Genomic DNA, 18,138 nt, shown 5'->3' with positions numbered 1-18,138 from the left:
TCTACTGCAATGCGGCAATTGCGCCGCCCGCCTGCCCTGCCGCCGGCGTCGCGCGCCTACGCGCAGAACGCCTCGATCAGCGCCGCGACCTGCTCGGGCTGGTCGTGATGCACCATGTGGCCGGCATCCTCGACGAGCTTTTCGCGCCAGTCGGGGAACGCGTCGAAGCGCGCCTTGAATTCGGGCAGCGGAATGTCGCCGGCGATGTGCGCGAGCGTCGGCGAATTGACGGCTTCGACATGCAGCACCTTCGCCCGCACCTGCTTCCAGGTGGCCATCACTTCATCGAGCCGGTACAGCAGCGGGCCCGGCATCTTGTGCGCCGGGTCGGCCAGCAGGTGGTAAAGGCCGTCGTCGCCGCGCTTCGACCAGTGCTCGGCGAGAAACGCGGCACGGCGCGGTGCGAGCCGCGGATTGGTCTTGATCAGGCGCGCCGCCACGTCGTCGAGGGACGCGTACGGCCGCAGCGCGGGCGGCTCGCGCAGTTCGTCCAGCCAGCCGCGCAACCGGCGCGGCGCCTGCTCGGCACGCGCGGGCGCGAGCCCGAAGCCTTCGAGGTCGACCACGCGCCGCACGCGCTCCGGCCGCGCGCCGGCGTACAGGCACACGACGTTCGCGCCCATGCTGTGGCCGACCAGGTTGACTTCGCCGCCCGGCGCATAGTGGTCGACGAGCGCATCGAGGTCGCCGAGGTATTCGTGGAACCAGTAGTGGCCGCCGCCCTGCCGCGCGACCGGCCAGTCGGACAGCCCGAAGCCGCGCGCATCGGGCGCGATCACCTGCCAGTCGCCCGCAAGCGCATCGACGACGAACTGGAACGACGCCGCGACGTCCATCCAGCCGTGCAGCATGAACAGCATCGGCGCATCGGGCCGGCCCCAGCGCCGCACATGCAGCTGGACGCCGCGCACCGTGACGAAATCGGAAACAGAACTCGAGGCACTCATTGCAGCCGCCAAAAAAAGAATGGTCGTTCGATTATAGCGGCGACGCCCCCGTTCCGGCGGCCGGCAATCGAGGCTCCGCTCTAGCGGCGCGGGCATTCGAAGGCCGGCCGGGAATCCCCACGGGCCGGGTGCGCGGGCCGCCGGGCGGCCGACCGGATACGGCCGGACGCGATCCGGCTAATGCGCGGCGTTACCGTCCGCCGCGTTCGCCGCGTCCGCCGCGTCCTGCGCGGCCAGTGCGTCGAGTTCGGCCTGCTCGAAGCCGGCGTCGCGCCGTGCATCGAAGTTGAACGGGCCGCGCAGCCGCGGCGCATGGTACTGCTCCGCAAGCTGCCGGTAGGTCGGCACCGGATCGCGGCCGGCTGCGTCGCACAGATGCCGGAACCAGCGGTTGCCGATCGCGACATGGCCGATCTCGTCGCGCAGGATCACGTCGAGGATCGCAGCCGACGCGTCGTCGCCCGCCTGCAGGAGCCGTGCGCGGATCGGCGGCGACGCGTCGAGCCCGCGCGCCTCCAGCGTGCGCGGCACGAGCGCCATGCGCGCCAGCACATCGCACTTGGTCCGCTCGCACATCTCCCACAGCCCGTTGTGCGCGGGAAAATCGCCGTACGCGTGCCCGAATGCCGCGAGGCGGTCCGACAGCAGCGTGAAGTGATAGGCCTCCTCGGCCGCGACCTTCAGCCAGTCCGCATAGAACGCGTCCGGCATGCCGGCGAAACGCCAGACTGCGTCGAGCGCCAGGTTGATCGCGTTGAACTCGATATGGGCGAGCGCGTGCAGCAGCACGGCGCGCCCTTCGGGCGAACGCATGCTGCGCCGCTGGAGCTGGCGCGGCTCGACCAGCGGCGGCCGCGCCGGGTGCCCGGGCAGATCGGCCGGTTCGGGCAGCGCGAGCGACGGCATGATCGTGGCCTGCCCGGCCCGCAACGCCTCGTGCAGCGCGCGCACCTGCGCGGCCTTGGCCGCGGGTTCGGACACGCACAGCGCGTCGAGCGCCGCGCTGCGCACACAGGCCGGCGCATTGCCGAAGGAAGAAGACGCCATGCTCATAAACGGGGACACCCTGCGTGCGCGTCGCGGGAGCAGTTGCACGCGACGGTTTACAATATGCGATTGTTCCGCGGCGCCATGCGCCGGGCAAACCGGACGCGCCATTCTACCGGCGCCCATCACCGAAGAGACAAGGAGACTCCGTGACGATCTACAAGCTGGGCGATACGGCCCCGACGATCCACGAAAGCGTATTCGTCGCCGATACGGCGGCCATCATCGGCAAGGTCGTGCTCGAGGAGAACGCGAGCGTATGGTTCGGCGCGACGATTCGCGGCGACAACGAAACGATCACCGTCGGCGCGGGTAGCAATGTCCAGGAAGGCGCGGTCCTGCATACGGACCCGGGCTTTCCGCTGACGATCGCCGAAAACGTGACGATCGGGCACCAGGCGATGCTGCACGGCTGCACGATCGGCGAAGATTCGCTGATCGGGATTCAGGCGGTGGTCTTGAATGGAGCGGTCATCGGCCGCAACTGTCTGGTTGGTGCCGGCGCGGTCGTGACGGAAGGCAAGACGTTCCCGGACAACTCGCTGATTCTCGGCGCGCCGGCGAAGGTCGTGCGCGAGCTGTCGGCGGAAGACATCGCGCGGCTGCGCGCAAACGCGAAGACGTATGTCGAGCGGCGTGCGCATTTCAAGGAGCAACTCGTGCGGATCGGGTGATTCGCGCGGATTTCAAGGAAGAAGAGTGAGCGACCAGTTACAGAAATTCATGTTCAATGCGGCGCCCGTGCGCGGCGAGATCGTTTCGCTGCGCAATACGTGGCAGGAAGTGCTCGCCCGCCGCGACTACCCTGCCCCGGTGCGCACGGTGCTCGGCGAGATGATGGCCGCGTGCGCGCTGCTGTCCGCGAACCTGAAATTTCACGGCACCCTGATCATGCAGATCTTCGGCGACGGGCCGGTCCAGATGCTGGTCGTCCAGTGCGGTTCGGATCTGTCGATGCGGGCCACCGCGAAATTCGCCGGCGACGCGGCGCAGACGATCGGCGACGACACGCGCTTCGCGTCGCTCGTCAACGCGAGCGGCCACGGCCGTTGCGTGATCACGCTCGACCCGGCCGACAAGCTGCCGGGCCAGCAGCCGTACCAGGGCATCGTGCCGCTGAACGGCGTCGACGGCCCGCTCGAATCGGTGTCGCAGGTGCTCGAGCACTACATGCACCACTCGGAGCAGCTCGACACGCGGCTGTGGCTCGCGGCCGATCGCGATCGCGCGGTCGGCATGCTGCTGCAGAAGCTGCCGGGCGACGGCGGCATCGTGCCGCGCAACGCCGAAACCGATATCGACACGTGGGAGCGCGTCTGCACGCTCGGCGGCACGCTGTCGGCGAAGGAACTGCTCGAGGTCGAACCGGAAGTCGTGTTCCGCCGGCTGTTCTGGCAGGAAAACGTGCAGCACTTCGAACCGGCCGGCACGCGCTTCCAGTGCTCGTGCTCGCGCGAGAAGGTCGGCGCGATGCTGCGCATGCTCGGTCGCGAAGAAGTCGACAGCGTGATCGTCGAACGCGGCCACGTCGAGATCCACTGCGAGTTCTGCAACCAGCGCTACGAATTCGATCCCGTCGACGTCGCGCAGCTGTTCGCGGCGCCCGGCGTCGAAACCGGCATCGCGCCGGCAACCGACCAGCGTCACTGAGCGGCGTGCTCGTGCCTGCCATCCGGGCACGGGCGCATAATGACGCACGAGCGCCGCACGCACGGCTCAGGCGCCGGAGGCCCGGCCTTCGGCGCACGCCACTTCCCGCCGTCGGCGCGCTGCAGGAGATACACATGAATCGCCTCCGCCCGTTTCGTACCCTCATCCTGACGAGCGTCGCCGCCAGCACGCTCGCGCTCGCCGGCTGCGCGATGCCGCCGCCCACTTCCACGATCCTGAGCCGCCTGCCCGAGCCGGGCGCGTCGAGCGGTAAGCCGCCCGCGCTGTCGAGCGCCGAACGCAAGCGCTACGACGAAATCGACCAGCAGGTCCTGCGCGAGCAGAACAGCGCCATCGCGGCCGAGGCAGCCGCGCGTGCATGGGCGTATTACTCGCCGCCGCCCGTGACGGTCTACGGCGGCTATTACGGCGGATGGGGAAATCGCTGGGGAACGGGTGTCAGCTACGGCTACCCGGGCTGGTGGTGGTAAGCGGTCGATCGATTGACGACTGGCAGGAAATAAAAAAGCGCGGCATTTCCCGCGCTTTTTCAATGGGTCCGACGTATCGCGATCAGTGATGCGCGGCCTTGCCCTTGTCGCCGCCATGATGCCGCGACGGCTTCGCGATCGACTGCGGATTCGGCACGACACGCACCGGCGCCGCGGAGACGGTACCGCGCGTCGACGTGTTCGACGGCGTGTTGTTCAGCGGCCCTGCAGGTGCATTCGGCGACACGAACTGCACGAATACTTCGCCGTCCTTCACCATGCCCATCTCGTAGCGCGCACGCTCCTCGATGGCCGCGGTGCCGCTCTGCAGATCCTGCACTTCGCCGGCCGTGCGCTCGTTGCGCAGCTTCTCGTCCGCATTCTTCTGGAGCTGGTCGTCGAGCTGCTGACGCAATTCATGCACCCGCAGCCAGCCGCCGTGTCCCCACCATAGGGGGTACTGAATGAGCGCCAGCAAGGCAATCAGGACGACAGTGACAAGCCGCATGTAAGAGACGCAGATATAAGAAGCGCCGCTCCGCGCACATGCACAGAGCGGCGTCGATATGACGAACCCGATAGTAGCGCGTTAGCGCAGGTTATAGAAAGCCGATTTACCGGGGTAGCTTGCGATGTCGCCGAGATCTTCCTCGATGCGCAGCAACTGGTTGTACTTCGAGATGCGGTCGCTGCGCGACAGCGAACCCGTCTTGATCTGGCCGGCGTTCAGGCCGACCGCGATGTCGGCGATCGTCGAATCTTCCGTTTCGCCCGAACGGTGCGAGATCACGGCCGTGTAGCCCGCGCGCTTCGCCATTTCGATCGCCGCGAACGTTTCGGTCAGCGTACCAATCTGGTTGATCTTGATGAGGATCGAGTTCGCGATGCCCTTCTCGATGCCTTCCTTCAGGATGCGCGTGTTCGTGACGAACAGGTCGTCGCCGACCAGCTGCACCTTCTTGCCGAGGCGGTCGGTCAGCAGCTTCCAGCCTTCCCAGTCGCTTTCGTGCATGCCGTCCTCGATCGACACGATCGGGAACTTGTCGGCGAGCGTCGCGAGGTAGTCGGTGAATTCGGCCGACGACAGTTGCAGGCCTTCGCCCGCGAGCTGGTACTTGCCGTCGTGGTAGAACTCGGATGCCGCGCAGTCGAGCGCGAGCAGCACGTCTTCGCCCGCACGGTAGCCGGCCTTCTCGATCGCCTGCAGGATCGTCGACAGGCACTCGTCGTTGCTGCCGAAGTTCGGTGCGAAACCGCCTTCGTCGCCGACTGCCGTGCTCATGCCGCGGTCGCTCAGAATCTTCTTCAGTGCGTGGAACACTTCCGCGCCGCAACGCAGGGCTTCACGGAACGTCGGCTGGCTGACCGGGACGATCATGAATTCCTGGATGTCGAGGCTGTTGTTCGCATGCGCGCCGCCGTTGACGATGTTCATCATCGGCACCGGCAGTTGCATCGCACCCGAACCGCCGAAGTAGCGGTACAGCGGCAGGCCTGCCTCTTCGGCAGCCGCCTTCGCGACGGCCATCGACACGGCCAGCATCGCGTTCGCGCCGAGGCGCGACTTGTTGTCGGTGCCGTCCAGCTCGAGCAGCGTCTTGTCGAGGAACGCCTGTTCCGACGCGTCGAGGCCCATGATGGCTTCGGAGATTTCGGTGTTGATATGCTCGACTGCCTTCAGCACGCCCTTGCCGTTGTAGCGGCCGGCTTCGCCGTCGCGCAGTTCGATCGCTTCACGCGAGCCGGTGGACGCGCCCGACGGCACCGCCGCGCGGCCCATCGTGCCCGATTCGAGCAGCACGTCGCATTCGACGGTGGGGTTGCCGCGCGAATCCAGAATCTCGCGGCCGATGATATCTACGATGGCACTCATGGGTTTCCTCTGAGAATGACGATGGATTCTTCAAACTGCGACGGCGCGCGCGCCGGAACCGCTTTCGCTACAGACGCGCGAAGCCGTCGCAAGGTTCATTCGATCTTTAATTGAAATCGTTTTCCAGGAACGGATTGCGCTTCACCGCCTGGTCGAGCGTGACGAGCGTCTCCAGCAGCGCACCCATCCGGTTCAGCGGCACCGCGTTCGGGCCGTCCGACTTCGCTTCCGCGGGATTCGGGTGCGTTTCCATGAAGAGGCCCGCGACGCCCGTCGCGACCGCCGCACGCGCGAGCACCGGCACGAATTCGCGCTGGCCGCCCGAGCTCGTGCCCTGCCCGCCCGGCAGCTGCACCGAGTGGGTCGCGTCGAACACGACCGGCGCGTTCGTCTCGCGCATGATCGCGAGCGAGCGCATGTCCGACACGAGATTGTTGTAGCCGAACGAGACGCCGCGCTCGCACGCCATGAAGCGGTCTTCCGACAGCCCCGCCTCACGTGCCGCGTCGCGCGCCTTGTCGATCACGTTCTTCATGTCGTGCGGCGCGAGAAACTGGCCCTTCTTGATGTTGACGGGCTTGCCCGAGCGCGCGCACGCGTGGATGAAGTCGGTCTGGCGGCACAGGAACGCCGGCGTCTGCAGCACGTCGACGACCGACGCGACCTGCTCGATCTCGTCGATCGAATGCACGTCGGTCAGCACCGGCAGGCCGAGCTGGCGCTTCACCTCGGACAGGATCCGCAGGCCTTCGTCCATTCCGAGGCCGCGGAACGACTTGCCCGAGCTGCGGTTCGCCTTGTCGTAGGACGACTTGTAGATGAACGGAACGTTCAGCTTCTCGCAGATCTCCTTCAGGCGGCCCGCCGTGTCGATCGTCATTTGCTCCGATTCGACGACGCAGGTACCCGCGATCAGGAAGAAAGGCTTGTCGAGACCGACCTCGAAATCGCACAGCTTCATGCTTTACACTCCGCGCGCTTGCTTGTTGGCGAGCGCGGCTTCGACGAACGACTTGAAGAGGGGATGACCGTCACGCGGCGTGGACGTGAATTCCGGGTGGAACTGGACACCGACGAACCACGGGTGCATCGAGCGCGGCAGCTCCATCATTTCCGGCAGATCCTCGCTCGGGGTACGGGCGCTGATGATAAGGCCGCCGGCTTCGAGCTGGGGCACGAAGCGGTTATTGACTTCATAACGGTGGCGATGGCGCTCGTTCACGTCCTTGCCGTAGATTTCTTCCGCCATCGTGCCCGGCTTGATCGGGCAGCGCTGCGAACCGAGGCGCATCGTGCCGCCGAGGTCGGATTCCTCGGTGCGCGTCTCGACCTTGCCGTCGCGGTCGTACCACTCGGTGATCAGCGCGACCACGCGTTCCGGCGTGTCCGGTTCGAATTCCGTGCTGTTCGCCTGCTTCAGGCCGACGACGTCGCGCGCGAATTCGATCACCGCGAGCTGCATGCCGAGGCAAATGCCGAGATACGGCACCTTCGCTTCACGGGCGTACTGGATCGCCTTGATCTTGCCTTCCGTGCCGCGACGGCCGAAACCGCCCGGCACCAGCACGGCGTCGAGATGCTTCAGGCTGTCGACACCGTTCGCCTCGATCTCTTCCGAGTCGATGTACTCGATGTTGACCTTGGTCGACGTGTGCAGCGATGCGTGGCGCAGCGCCTCGATCAGCGACTTGTACGACTCGGTCAGGTCGACGTACTTGCCGACCATGCCGATCGTCACTTCCTGCTTCGGGTTCTCGAGCTTCTCGACGAGCGCCGACCACATGCTCAGGTCGGCGTCCTTCGGCGACAGCTTCAGTTCCTCGCAGATGATGCGGTCGAGGCCCTGGTCGTGCAGCATCTGCGGAATCTTGTAGATGCTGTCGGCGTCCCACACCGAGATCACGGCGTCTTCGGGCACGTTCGAGAACATCGAGATCTTCTTCGATTCGTCGTCGGGGATGCGGCGGTCCGCACGGCACAACAGCACGTGCGGCAGGATGCCGATCTCGCGCAGCTTCTGCACGCTGTGCTGGGTCGGCTTCGTCTTCAGCTCGCCCGCCGTCGCGACGTACGGCACGAGCGTCAGGTGCACGAAGCACGCGCTGTTGCGGCCGAGGCGCAGGCTCATCTGGCGCGCCGCCTCGAGGAACGGCAGCGACTCGATGTCGCCGACCGTGCCGCCGATCTCGACGATCGCGACGTCCGGCTCGCCGCAGGTGGCCGACGCGGCCCCGCGCTCGATGAACGCCTGGATTTCGTTCGTGATGTGCGGGATGACCTGCACGGTCTTGCCGAGATAGTCGCCGCGGCGTTCCTTGCGGATCACCGATTCGTAGATCTGGCCGGTCGTGAAGTTGTTGGCCTTGCGCATCTTCGTGCTGATGAAGCGCTCATAGTGGCCGAGGTCGAGGTCGGTCTCCGCTCCGTCTTCCGTCACGAACACTTCGCCGTGCTGGAACGGGCTCATCGTGCCGGGGTCGACGTTGATGTACGGATCGAGTTTGAGGAGGGTGACTTTCAGACCGCGCGATTCAAGGATCGCGGCGAGGGAAGCGGCGGCAATACCCTTGCCAAGGGAAGAAACTACGCCGCCGGTGACGAAAACATATTTGGTCATCGCTGGATGCTCGCGGGAAAAACGGATTATACCGTAAAGCCCGCCCTTCTCTCAGCAATTGGCGTGATGATCGCGCCCTTTCGCGCCGCCCCGCGCCAACCGTGCGCGCCGCGGCGAACCGGCCGGCCGGTCGGCGCGCGGCGGCTGCGCCGGGGCACGGCCGGGTGACCGCGCGGCGTGTCAGGCGCGCTTCGCGAGCGCAACGCCGCCCTGCGACGCGCCGCCCTCCTCCGCCTTCAGCGAATTCAGCATCCGCTGCAATGCGCGGGCCGTCTCGAGCGGCCGTTCCATCGGGAACAGGTGACTGCCTTCCAGCCATTCGACACGGCCGCGCGCCGCCCGCCGCGTCGCATCGAGCCCGACCTGCCGCACCTCGCGCGAACGCGTGCCGGCGAGGAAGCCGAGCGGCACCGGCGCGCCGTGCGCGAGCCGCGGGCCGAGCGTGTGCGGCAGCGTCCGGTAGATCAGGTACTCGACCTGCCGGTCGAACGCGAGCGCCCGCTCGCCGTCGGCGCCGGCCTGCGGAATCCCGTAGTCGATGTAGTCGGCCAGCATCCGTTCGTCCCAGCGCGCGAACGCCGGCTTCTCGCGGAAGTGCCGCCAGACTTCGTCGCGGCTCACCCAGCGCGTGCGCCGGTTGCGCGTCGCGGCGGCCGGCGACAGCCGCTCGTCGAGCCCTGCCCACTGGCTCGCGCGCAACGCGCCGGCACGCCAGCCCGCGATGATCGGCGAATCAATCATCACGACGCCACGCACCCATTGCGGCTTCTTCAGCGCGGCCATCAGCGACAGGTAGCCGCCGAGCGAATGGCCGACGAGCCACACCGGGCGCTCGTAGCGGCTGCCGATGTCGTCGAGCAGCTGCTCGACGAGGTGCGGCCAGTCGCGCGTCACCGGGTAGCGGCGGTCGTGGCCGATCCGCTCGATGTAGCGCAGCTCGTAGTCGTCGGCCAGTTCGGCGAAGATCGTCCGGTACGTCGACGCCGGGAAGCCGTTCGCATGCGAGAAGTGGAGGATGTCCTTCAAACGCCGATGTCTCCTGGTTCTGCCGGGACCGTGCTTCGGCACGTTCCGCCGGCCCCGGGTGTGCTTTGCCGATACGGCGGCCGTCGCCGCGCTCACCGGTCCATCCAGTACCGGCGCCGCTCGTCGCGATGACGCCCGAATGCGAACCGGCCATCGGCCGGCGCGACGTCGAACCGTATGGCGCCGTCGCGATCGGTGCGCGGCAGCGGAATCCCTCGCGCCTCGTAGCGGGCGAGGACGCTCCGGTGCGGATGACCGAAACGATTGCGATAGCCTACAGGAAATACCGCGACGCGCGGCCCGACCGAATCGAGGAAAGGCTCGACCGACGACGTGCGGCTGCCGTGGTGCGCCACGACCAGTATCTGCGCGGCCAGCGCATCGCGCGCATCGGCCACCAGCCGACGCTCGGCGGCGGCCTCGATGTCACCCGTCAGCAGTGCCGACGTGCCGCCCGCGTCGATGCGCAGCACACACGATTGCCCGTTCGACGAACCCGTGCCCACCCCGCCCGGCGGCCACAGCATCGTGAAGACGACACCGTCCCAGGTCCACCGCTGCCCGGCCGCACAAGGCAGCCGATCGGCCACGCCGGCCGCCTGCGCATCGCGCCACAGCCGGTGCCGCGGCGCAATGCCGGCCAGCAGCTGGCGCACGTCCGCCGCCGCATAGACGGCCGGTGCGCCGCCCGCATGATCGGCGTCCGCGTGGCTGAGCACGAGCGAATCGATCGTCGCGATGCCGCGCGCACGCAGCACCGGCGCGACGATCCGCGCACCGGCATGGGTCGATTCCGCGCCCGGCCCCGCGTCGAACAGCAGCGTTCGGCGTGCGGTTTCGACCAGCACCGAAGCGCCCTGCCCGACGTCGAGCACGGTCAGCCGGAAACCGCCCGGCGGCGGCGCGTCAGGCGCCGGCGGGACAAGCGGCAGCCACGTGAGCGGCGCCGCCCAGCGCAACGGCCAGCCGCGCGGCATCAACGCCCACACGACACCCACGCAGGCCAGCGCGAGCACCGGCCAGTCCGGCATGCGCAGCCAGAACACGCCGGCCGGCCAGTCGGCGAGGTGTCCGAGCAACGTCATCATCGGGCCGAGCGCCGCGTGGGCGAGCCGGAACGCAAGGGCATCGAACGGTGCGGGCAACGCGATGCCGGCCAGCACGACCGGCGTCACGACCGAGCTGACCCACGGAATCGCGAACGCATTGCCGAACGGACCCGACAGCGAAATCTGCGCGAACCATGCGGCCGTGAGCGGCGCGAGGCCGATCGTCACCGCGTACTGCACGCGTGTGGCTTCGGCAATGCGGCGGCCGGCGCGCATGCCCCACGCGCGCAACCAGCTCGACAGGCCGGCCGCGCCGCCGTCCTCGTCGCCTTCCGCGTCCGCCTCTCGCACCGCGCGCCAGCCGGCGACGGCCAGCAGGATCACGGCGACCGCGCCGAACGACAGCCAGAACCCGGCCGACAGCACGGCCCACGGATCGGCGAGCAGCACGCCGCCGAGCGCCGCGCACAGCACCGCGGAGGTCGGCACGCTGCGTCCGGCCAGATACGCGATGCCGCCGCCCGCAATCATCCACCACGCGCGCTGCGCCGGCACGTTGAAACCGGCAAGCGCCGCATAGCCGGCCGCGGCCGCCAGGGCGGCAAGCGCGGCCGCGTACGGCGCGGGCAACACGAGCGTCGCGGCCCGCGCGCGCCAGCGCAGCCGGCGCCAGACCATCGACACGAGCCCGCCCGCGATCGCGCCGACCAGCCCGACATGCAAGCCGGAAATCGCGACCAGGTGGCTCGTGCCGGTGTTGCGCAGGACGCGCCAGTCGTCGTCGCCGATGCCCGACTGGTCGCCGATCGCCAGTGCAGCGACGATGCCGCGATGCGCGGCATCGATACCGAGCGTCTCGCCGATGCGCATCCGCAATGTATCGCGCAGCCGATCGATCGTCGCGCGCCATCCCGAGGTACGCGCATCGAGCAATGCCGCCCGCCGCGGCGCGCTGACATAGCCGATCGCACGGATGCCCGCGGCGAGCCACGCGGCCTCGCTGTCGCGCACACCGGGATTGGCCTCCGCATGCGGGCGCCTCAGGCGCACGACGAAGCGCCAGCGCTGTGCGGCACGCAGATCAGGAAGCGCATCGCGTGTCGCAGCTGCGCCGTACGCGCGCCACGACAACCGGATCAACGGCGGGAAACGGGCCAGCCCCGCATCGTTCGACTCGACCGCGAACAGCAGGCGCGCGCCGGTGTCGTCGACGACCGGCAGCCCCCTGATCACGCCGGTGACGACGATGTCGCGCCCTTCCCATTCCGCCGGCAAGCGGTCGCTCAACCGCCATTCGGCCCGGGCAGCGGCATAGCCGAACCCCGCGACGCCGGCCGCGAGCGCGCACAGCGCCCATCCGAGTGCGGTCGTCGTGCGCTTGCGCCGGCCGCACCTGCACCACGCACCCAGCGCCGCGCAGCCGGCGAGCACGGTTGCCCCGATCGTCCATGCGATCGCACCCGGCAACGCCGCCTGCCGCTGCAGCACGACGACGCCGAGCGCGAACGCGATCCACCCCACGCGCATCACGCCTCCTCGTCGACCCGGCGCCGCGATGACGAATGCGGCACCTTCCGGCAACGATTATGCGGACGAAAGTGCGAGTCGCGGCAGCGCGGCGAGCGCGTTAGCCGAAGTGCATAGGGACACTGTGCCGGCATCGAGCCCGCGCAATTCGGCGAGCACGTCGCCGATGCGCGGCACCTGGTCGGGCGTGTTGCGGGACTTGTACGCCCATTCGGGCGCGATGTCGGGTGCGTCGGTCTCGACGACGAGCGCGTCGAGCGGCAACTCCGCAGCGAGCCGGCGAATCTGCAGCGCGCGCGCGAACGTCACGTTGCCGCCGAAGCCGAAATGCAGCCCCTGCGCGAGATACGCGTCGGCCTGCTGGAAACTGCCGTTGAACGCATGCGCGATGCCGCGCCGCACGCCGAAACGGCGCAGCCCGGCGAGCACGCGGTCCTGCGACTTGCGCACGTGGCACAGCACGGGCAGGTCGAATTCGCGCGCCAGCTTGAGCTGTCCCTGGTAGAAGAATTGCTGCCGGCCTTCGTCGAGCCCCGGCACGAAGTAGTCGAGGCCGATCTCGCCGATCGCGACGAAGCGCGGATCGTCGAGGCTCGCCTCGATCTCCATGCGCAGCCGGTCGAGATCCTCGTCGCGTGCCTGCGGCGTATACATCGGGTGGATGCCGAGCGCATAGACCGCGCCCGGCGTGCGTTGCGCGAGTTCGCGCACCGTCGTGAAGTTGTCGCGCCCGATGCTCGGGATCACGATGCGCGACACGCCGGCCGCGCGCGCCGCATGCGCGACCGCGTCGCGGTCGGCGTCGAACTCGGCAGCATCGAGATGGCAGTGCGTGTCGATCCACATGGCGGCAGTCCTGCGCCCTTGCGCCGCACCGGGGCGAACCCGGCCGCAGCCCGAACGCGTTCGCTTCTTACACCGGCAGCGCCGGCTCCTCGTGCAGCACGCCGTCGCGCAGCCGCATGATGCGGTCGCAGCGCGCGGCGAGATCGGGATCGTGCGTGACGATCACGAAGCTCGTTTCGAGCGTCTCGGACAGTTCGAGCATCAGGTTGAACACCGTGTCGGCCGTCGTACCGTCGAGGTTGCCGGTCGGCTCGTCGGCGAGCACGCACGCGGGCTTCGTGACCAGCGCACGCGCGATCGCGACGCGCTGCCGCTCGCCGCCCGACAGCTCGCCCGGCCGATGCTTCGCGCGCGGGCCGAGACCGACGCGCTCGAGCATCGCCTGCGCCTGCTCGCGCGCGTCCTCGGTCGTCATCCGGCGGATGCGCAGCGGCATCGCGACGTTGTCGAGCGCCGTGAATTCGGGCAGCAGGTGATGGAACTGGTAGACGAAACCGAGCGCGCGGTTGCGCAACTCGTTGCGCTCGCGCTCGGCGAGTTGCGTAAACGGCTTGCCGAGCAGCGACACCTCGCCTGCGCTCGGCTCGTCGAGCCCGCCGAGCACGTGCAGCAGCGTGCTCTTGCCGGAACCCGACGCGCCGACGACCGCGAGCTTCTCGCCGCGCCGCACCGTCAGCTCGGTGTTGTTGAGCACCTGCACGTTGAAGCCGCCCTGCACGAACGCCTTCGTGATCCCGCGCGCCTGAAGCACGTATTCCTGCATACCTGCCGAATCCTGTCTGTTGTGTTGTTGTCGTGAATCCGCGAATGCGGCCGCGCGGTCATTCATAGCGGAGCGCCTCCGCCGGCTTCACCTTCGCGCCGCGCCAGCTCGGATAGAGCGTCGCGACGGCCGACAGCGCGAACGCGATCAGCCCGATCCGGATCACGTCGCTCGCGACGAGTTCGGACGGCAGCTCGCTGATGAAGTACACCGACGGCGGCAGGAACTGCACGCCGAACAGGTGCTCGATCATCGGGATCAGCCACGGGATACTCCACGCGATCAGGCAGCCGAGCGCGACGCCGGACGCGGTGCCGACGAAGCCGATCGTCACGCCCTGCACGACGAAGATCTTCATGATCGACCCCGGCTGCGCGCCGAGCGTGCGCAGGATTGCGATGTCGGCCTGCTTGTTGGTCACCGTCATCACGAGCGACGACACGAGATTGAACGCGGCCACCGCGATGATCAGCGTGAGGATGATGAACATCATCCGCTTCTCGATCTGCACGGCCGAGAACCAGGTCTTGTTCTGCTGGGTCCAGTCGCGGATGTACAGGCTGCCCGACAGTGTATGCGACAGCTCGACCGCGACTTGCGGCGCCTTCTGCATGTCGGTGAGCCGCAGCCGCACGCCGGTCGGCGCGCTCATCCGGAACAGCGCCTCGGCGTCGCGGATGTTGATCATCGCGAGCGTGCTGTCGTATTCGTAGTGACCCGATTCGAACACGCCGACGACCGTGAACTGCTTCAGGCGCGGCATCATGCCGGCCGGCGTGATCGAGCCTTCGGGCGCGACGAGCGTGACCTTGTCGCCGACCGTCACGCCGAGGTTGCCGGCGAGCGCATCGCCGAGCACGATGCCGAACTGGCCCGGCACGAGCGCGCCGAGCTGGCCGGCCTTCATGTCCTTGCCGATGTCGGACACCTGCGGCTCGAGCGTCGGCTCGACGCCGCGCAGCATCACGCCGCTCACCGCGTCCTGGCGCGTGAGCAGCGCCTGCGCGTCGACGTACGGCGCCGCGCCGACCACCGACGGGTTGCGGCGCGCTTCCTGCGCGGTCAGCTGCCAGTCGGGCATCGAGCCCGTCGGCGAGAACACCTCGACGTGCGCGAGCACCGACAGCATGCGATCGCGCACTTCCTTCTGGAAGCCGTTCATCACCGACAGCACGACGATCAGCGCCGCGACGCCGAGTGCGATCCCGAGCATCGACACGAGCGCGATGAAGGAAATGAAACCGTTGCCGGTCGTGCGTTTGCCGGCGCGCGTGTAGCGCCAGCCGATCTGCCATTCGTACGGAAGTTTCAAGCGAATCCTTTCTGCTGGTTACGGCGGACAGGCGCCCCGCGGCCGGCCCGCCGCCCGGCGGCGGCCATCGGCCCGGGCACGGTCGAAAAACGGCCGCCGGACGCGAACGGGCCGTCGGCCGGCCCGATCACGCGCGCAGTTTGCCATACAATGCGCACCATCATGCACGACCGACGCCTCCATTTTCTCGTTCCGTTCGCGCTGCCGTCGGCGGCCGATGCGGCCTCGTCCCTGCACACGCTGGACAGCCCCGCGCTCGAAAAGTTGCTCGCCCGCGCCAGCCTCGTCGAGCGCGTGGCCGGCGAGGACTTCCAGCGCACACTGCCGCACGAACGCTGGCTGGCCCGCCAGTTCGGCGCGACGCAGGGCAACGCCGCGGACGAGGCGCCGCTCGCGCCCTACATGCTGCTGGCGGACGGCGGAGACCCCGGCCCGCACGCGTGGGCATGCGTCGAGCCCGTGCACGTCGAAATCGCGCACGATCACCTGGTGCTCGTCGATCCGGCCGCCCTCGCGCTCGACGACGGCGACGCGGCCGCGCTGCTCGCGGTTGCACGCCCGCTGATCGAGGAGCTCGGCGTGCGGCTCGAAGCGCCGAACCCGGCACGCTGGTACCTGTCGAGCGACCAGCTCGCACGCCTCGCCGGCGCCGCGCCGCTGCGCGCGAGCGGCCGCAACATCGAGATCTGGCTGCCGCACGAGGCCCACACCGGCGAACGCTCGCGGATGTGGATGAAGCTGCAGAACGAGGTGCAGATGGCGTGGTTCCAGCACCCGGTCAACGAAGCCCGCGAAGCGCGCGGGCTGCCGGCCGTCAATTCAATCTGGTTCCATGCGCAAGGCACGCTGAAGCCGGTCGGCAAGCCGTTCGCGCGCGTGCTGTCCGCATCGCCCGCCGCGCTGGGCCTCGCGCGCGCCGCACAGACCGAAGCCGGCAGCACGCCCGCGACGTTCGGCGCGCTGGCGGCCGTCGACGGCGCGACGCTCGTCGAGCTGCCGACGCTGACCACCCCGTTCATCGAGCAGGACTGGGCGCGCTGGCACGACGGCCTCGCAGCGCTGGAGCGCGACTGGTTCGCGCCCGCGCTCGCCGCGCTGCAGAACGGCGCACTGTCGAGCGTCGCTGTCACGCTGTGCGGCGACACGAGTTCCGTGACGCTGCACGCGACGCGCGGCGACCTGCGCAAGTTCTGGCGCCGCCGCGCGCTTGCCTCCCTGTTCGAATAACCCGCCCGCACGTATGACCCGGATCGTTACCCGCCCCGTCGCACCCGCCGACGCCGAAGTGCTCGCGCGCCACGGCCTGCACCCCGTCCTCGCGCGCCTGTACGCGTCGCGCGGCGTGCAGTCGCCCGCCGACATCGAGACCGCGCTCGCGCGTCTCGTCCCGCCCACCGAGCTGAAGGGCTGCGCCGATGCGGCGTCGCTGCTCGCCGACGCGATCGCCGACAAGCGGCGCCTGCTCGTCGTCGCCGACTACGACTGCGACGGCGCGACCGCGTGCGCGGTCGCGGTGCGCGGCCTGCGGATGTTCGGCGCGCAGATCGACTACCTGGTGCCGAACCGCTTCGAATACGGCTACGGGCTCACGCCCGAGATCGTCGAGCTCGCGGCCGCGCGCAAGCCCGACCTGCTGATCACCGTCGACAACGGGATCGCGAGCGTCGCGGGCGTCGAAGCCGCGAACGCACGCGGCATCGACGTGCTCGTGACCGACCACCACCTGCCCGGCGACGCGCTGCCCGCCGCCCGCGCGATCGTCAACCCGAACCAGCCCGGCTGCGCGTTCCCGAGCAAGCACCTCGCCGGCGTCGGCGTGATGTTCTACGTGCTGCTCGCGCTGCGCGCCGAACTGCGCCGCCGCGGCGTGTTCGCAAGCAGGGAAGCCGAGCCGCGCCTCGACGGGCTGCTCGACCTCGTCGCACTCGGCACCGTCGCCGACGTCGTGCGGCTCGACGGCAACAATCGCGTGCTCGTCGCACAGGGGCTGCAGCGCATCCGCAACGGCCGCATGCAGCCGGGCGTCGCCGCACTGTTCCGCGCCGCCGCGCGCGAAGCGCGCACCGCGTCGGGCTTCGACCTCGGCTTCGGCCTCGGCCCGCGCCTGAACGCCGCCGGGCGGCTGTCCGACATGTCGCTCGGCATCGAGTGCCTGATCACCGACGACATCGGCCGCGCGTGGGACCTCGCACAGCAGCTCGACGTGATGAACCGCGAGCGCCGCGAGATCGAGGCCGGCATGCAGCAGCAGGCGCTCGCCGATCTCGCCGACGTCGACCCGGCCGACGCGTGCACGATCACGCTCTTCAACCCCGAGTGGCACCAGGGCGTGATCGGCATCGTCGCCGGCCGGCTCAAGGAAAAATTCCACCGTCCGTCGTTCACGTTCGCGCACGCCGACGAAGAAGGCAAGCGGGTCAAGGGATCGGGCCGGTCGATCGCCGGCTTCCACCTGCGCGACGCACTCGACCTCGTGTCGAAGCGCGAACCGGACCTGATCGTCGCATTCGGCGGCCACGCGATGGCGGCCGGCCTCACGCTCGACACCGAGAACGTGCCGCGCTTCGCGGCCGCGTTCGAGGCCGTCGCGCGCGAATGGCTGTCCGACGACGCGCTCGCCCGCGTGATCGAGACCGACGGCGAGCTCGAGGACGCGTACTTCACGCCGCAGTTCGTCGGCCTGCTCGACGAAGCCGTGTGGGGGCAAGGCTTTCCGGCCCCGCTTTTCTCGGGCGAATTCGACGTCGTGTCGCAGTCGCTCGTGAAGGAGAAGCACCTGAAACTGCAGCTCGCACGCGGCCGCCAGCGCTTCAATGCGATCTGGTTCAACCACACCGAACCGCTGCCCGAGAGCGCGCTGGTCGCGTACCGGCTCGTCGCCGACACCTGGAACGGCGTCACGCGCGTCCAGCTGATCGTCGAGCACGCGGCAGGCTGAGCGCAGGCCGCACAACCCGCTGCCGTGCGCGCCCGTGCATGCACGCCGCGCC

General features: G+C 68.8%; 16 protein-coding genes. 5 read left to right on the top strand and 11 right to left on the bottom strand.

The features are described 5' to 3' along the window. Nucleotides 1–56 precede the first annotated feature (56 nt). Both U5798_RS17525 and U5798_RS17520 read right to left on the bottom strand, forming a co-directional pair. On the bottom strand, nucleotides 57–947 hold the full coding sequence (locus tag U5798_RS17525; protein WP_124455437.1) for an alpha/beta fold hydrolase: 891 nt from the start codon (nucleotides 945–947) through the stop codon (nucleotides 57–59). 177 nt (nucleotides 948–1,124) lie between these two features. Next, on the bottom strand, nucleotides 1,125–1,994 hold the full coding sequence (locus U5798_RS17520; RefSeq protein ID WP_322082750.1) for a ferritin-like domain-containing protein: 870 nt from the start codon (nucleotides 1,992–1,994) through the stop codon (nucleotides 1,125–1,127). A 149-nt stretch (nucleotides 1,995–2,143) separates the two neighbouring features. Here U5798_RS17520 and U5798_RS17515 point away from each other — a divergent pair, with 149 nt between their 5' ends. From U5798_RS17515 to U5798_RS17505, 3 genes are all read left to right on the top strand, one after another. After that, the gene (locus U5798_RS17515) at nucleotides 2,144–2,668 is read left to right on the top strand and encodes a gamma carbonic anhydrase family protein (RefSeq protein WP_124455439.1); all 525 of its coding nucleotides are present in this window, start codon (nucleotides 2,144–2,146) and stop codon (nucleotides 2,666–2,668) included. Between the two features lie 25 nt (nucleotides 2,669–2,693). Further along, nucleotides 2,694–3,644 carry an Hsp33 family molecular chaperone HslO gene (hslO, locus tag U5798_RS17510; RefSeq protein ID WP_124455440.1) on the top strand — a complete coding sequence of 317 codons (951 nt, stop codon included), beginning with the start codon at nucleotides 2,694–2,696 and terminating at the stop codon, nucleotides 3,642–3,644. A 134-nt stretch (nucleotides 3,645–3,778) separates the two neighbouring features. Next, nucleotides 3,779–4,135 carry a hypothetical protein gene (locus U5798_RS17505; protein ID WP_124455441.1) on the top strand — a complete coding sequence of 119 codons (357 nt, stop codon included), beginning with the start codon at nucleotides 3,779–3,781 and terminating at the stop codon, nucleotides 4,133–4,135. Between the two features lie 82 nt (nucleotides 4,136–4,217). Here the strand turns inward: U5798_RS17505 and ftsB are convergent, their stop codons facing one another. The 9 genes from ftsB to U5798_RS17460 form a co-directional block, all read right to left on the bottom strand. Next, entirely contained in the window at nucleotides 4,218–4,643 is a 426-nt protein-coding gene (ftsB, locus tag U5798_RS17500; RefSeq protein WP_027784847.1) for a cell division protein FtsB, read from the bottom strand. An 81-nt stretch (nucleotides 4,644–4,724) separates the two neighbouring features. After that, nucleotides 4,725–6,008, bottom strand: coding sequence for a phosphopyruvate hydratase (gene eno, locus U5798_RS17495; RefSeq protein WP_011352544.1), 1,284 nt, complete (start codon nucleotides 6,006–6,008; stop codon nucleotides 4,725–4,727). Between the two features lie 106 nt (nucleotides 6,009–6,114). Next, nucleotides 6,115–6,969 (bottom strand): 3-deoxy-8-phosphooctulonate synthase, encoded by an 855-nt coding sequence (kdsA, locus tag U5798_RS17490; RefSeq protein ID WP_047898480.1) that lies wholly within the window; start codon nucleotides 6,967–6,969, stop codon nucleotides 6,115–6,117. Between the two features lie 3 nt (nucleotides 6,970–6,972). Beyond that, entirely contained in the window at nucleotides 6,973–8,625 is a 1,653-nt protein-coding gene (locus U5798_RS17485; protein ID WP_124455442.1) for a CTP synthase, read from the bottom strand. A gap of 180 nt (nucleotides 8,626–8,805) precedes the next feature. After that, nucleotides 8,806–9,651 carry an alpha/beta fold hydrolase gene (locus tag U5798_RS17480; protein WP_124455443.1) on the bottom strand — a complete coding sequence of 282 codons (846 nt, stop codon included), beginning with the start codon at nucleotides 9,649–9,651 and terminating at the stop codon, nucleotides 8,806–8,808. Nucleotides 9,652–9,743: 92 nt separating this feature from the next. Continuing rightward, complete coding sequence (locus tag U5798_RS17475; protein WP_322082749.1) at nucleotides 9,744–12,227, bottom strand: DNA internalization-related competence protein ComEC/Rec2; 2,484 nt, start codon at nucleotides 12,225–12,227, stop codon at nucleotides 9,744–9,746. 57 nt (nucleotides 12,228–12,284) lie between these two features. Continuing rightward, nucleotides 12,285–13,073 carry a TatD family hydrolase gene (locus U5798_RS17470; RefSeq protein WP_322082748.1) on the bottom strand — a complete coding sequence of 263 codons (789 nt, stop codon included), beginning with the start codon at nucleotides 13,071–13,073 and terminating at the stop codon, nucleotides 12,285–12,287. A 67-nt stretch (nucleotides 13,074–13,140) separates the two neighbouring features. Next, complete coding sequence (lolD, locus tag U5798_RS17465; protein ID WP_034174517.1) at nucleotides 13,141–13,836, bottom strand: lipoprotein-releasing ABC transporter ATP-binding protein LolD; 696 nt, start codon at nucleotides 13,834–13,836, stop codon at nucleotides 13,141–13,143. Between the two features lie 58 nt (nucleotides 13,837–13,894). After that, nucleotides 13,895–15,148 (bottom strand): lipoprotein-releasing ABC transporter permease subunit, encoded by a 1,254-nt coding sequence (locus tag U5798_RS17460; protein WP_069744837.1) that lies wholly within the window; start codon nucleotides 15,146–15,148, stop codon nucleotides 13,895–13,897. Between the two features lie 162 nt (nucleotides 15,149–15,310). Here U5798_RS17460 and U5798_RS17455 point away from each other — a divergent pair, with 162 nt between their 5' ends. Together U5798_RS17455 and recJ are read left to right on the top strand one after the other, a co-directional pair. Beyond that, nucleotides 15,311–16,375 (top strand): regulator, encoded by a 1,065-nt coding sequence (locus U5798_RS17455; protein ID WP_322082747.1) that lies wholly within the window; start codon nucleotides 15,311–15,313, stop codon nucleotides 16,373–16,375. A gap of 13 nt (nucleotides 16,376–16,388) precedes the next feature. After that, the gene (recJ, locus tag U5798_RS17450) at nucleotides 16,389–18,086 is read left to right on the top strand and encodes a single-stranded-DNA-specific exonuclease RecJ (RefSeq protein ID WP_322082746.1); all 1,698 of its coding nucleotides are present in this window, start codon (nucleotides 16,389–16,391) and stop codon (nucleotides 18,084–18,086) included. Nucleotides 18,087–18,138: the final 52 nt, after the last annotated feature.

Origin of the sequence: Burkholderia sp. BCC1972, from assembly GCF_905339605.1 — a bacterium.
Classification (GTDB): domain Bacteria; phylum Pseudomonadota; class Gammaproteobacteria; order Burkholderiales; family Burkholderiaceae; genus Burkholderia.
The sequence above is the reverse complement of the archived record's forward strand: the minus strand, read 5'-3'. Positions and strand labels throughout refer to the sequence as shown.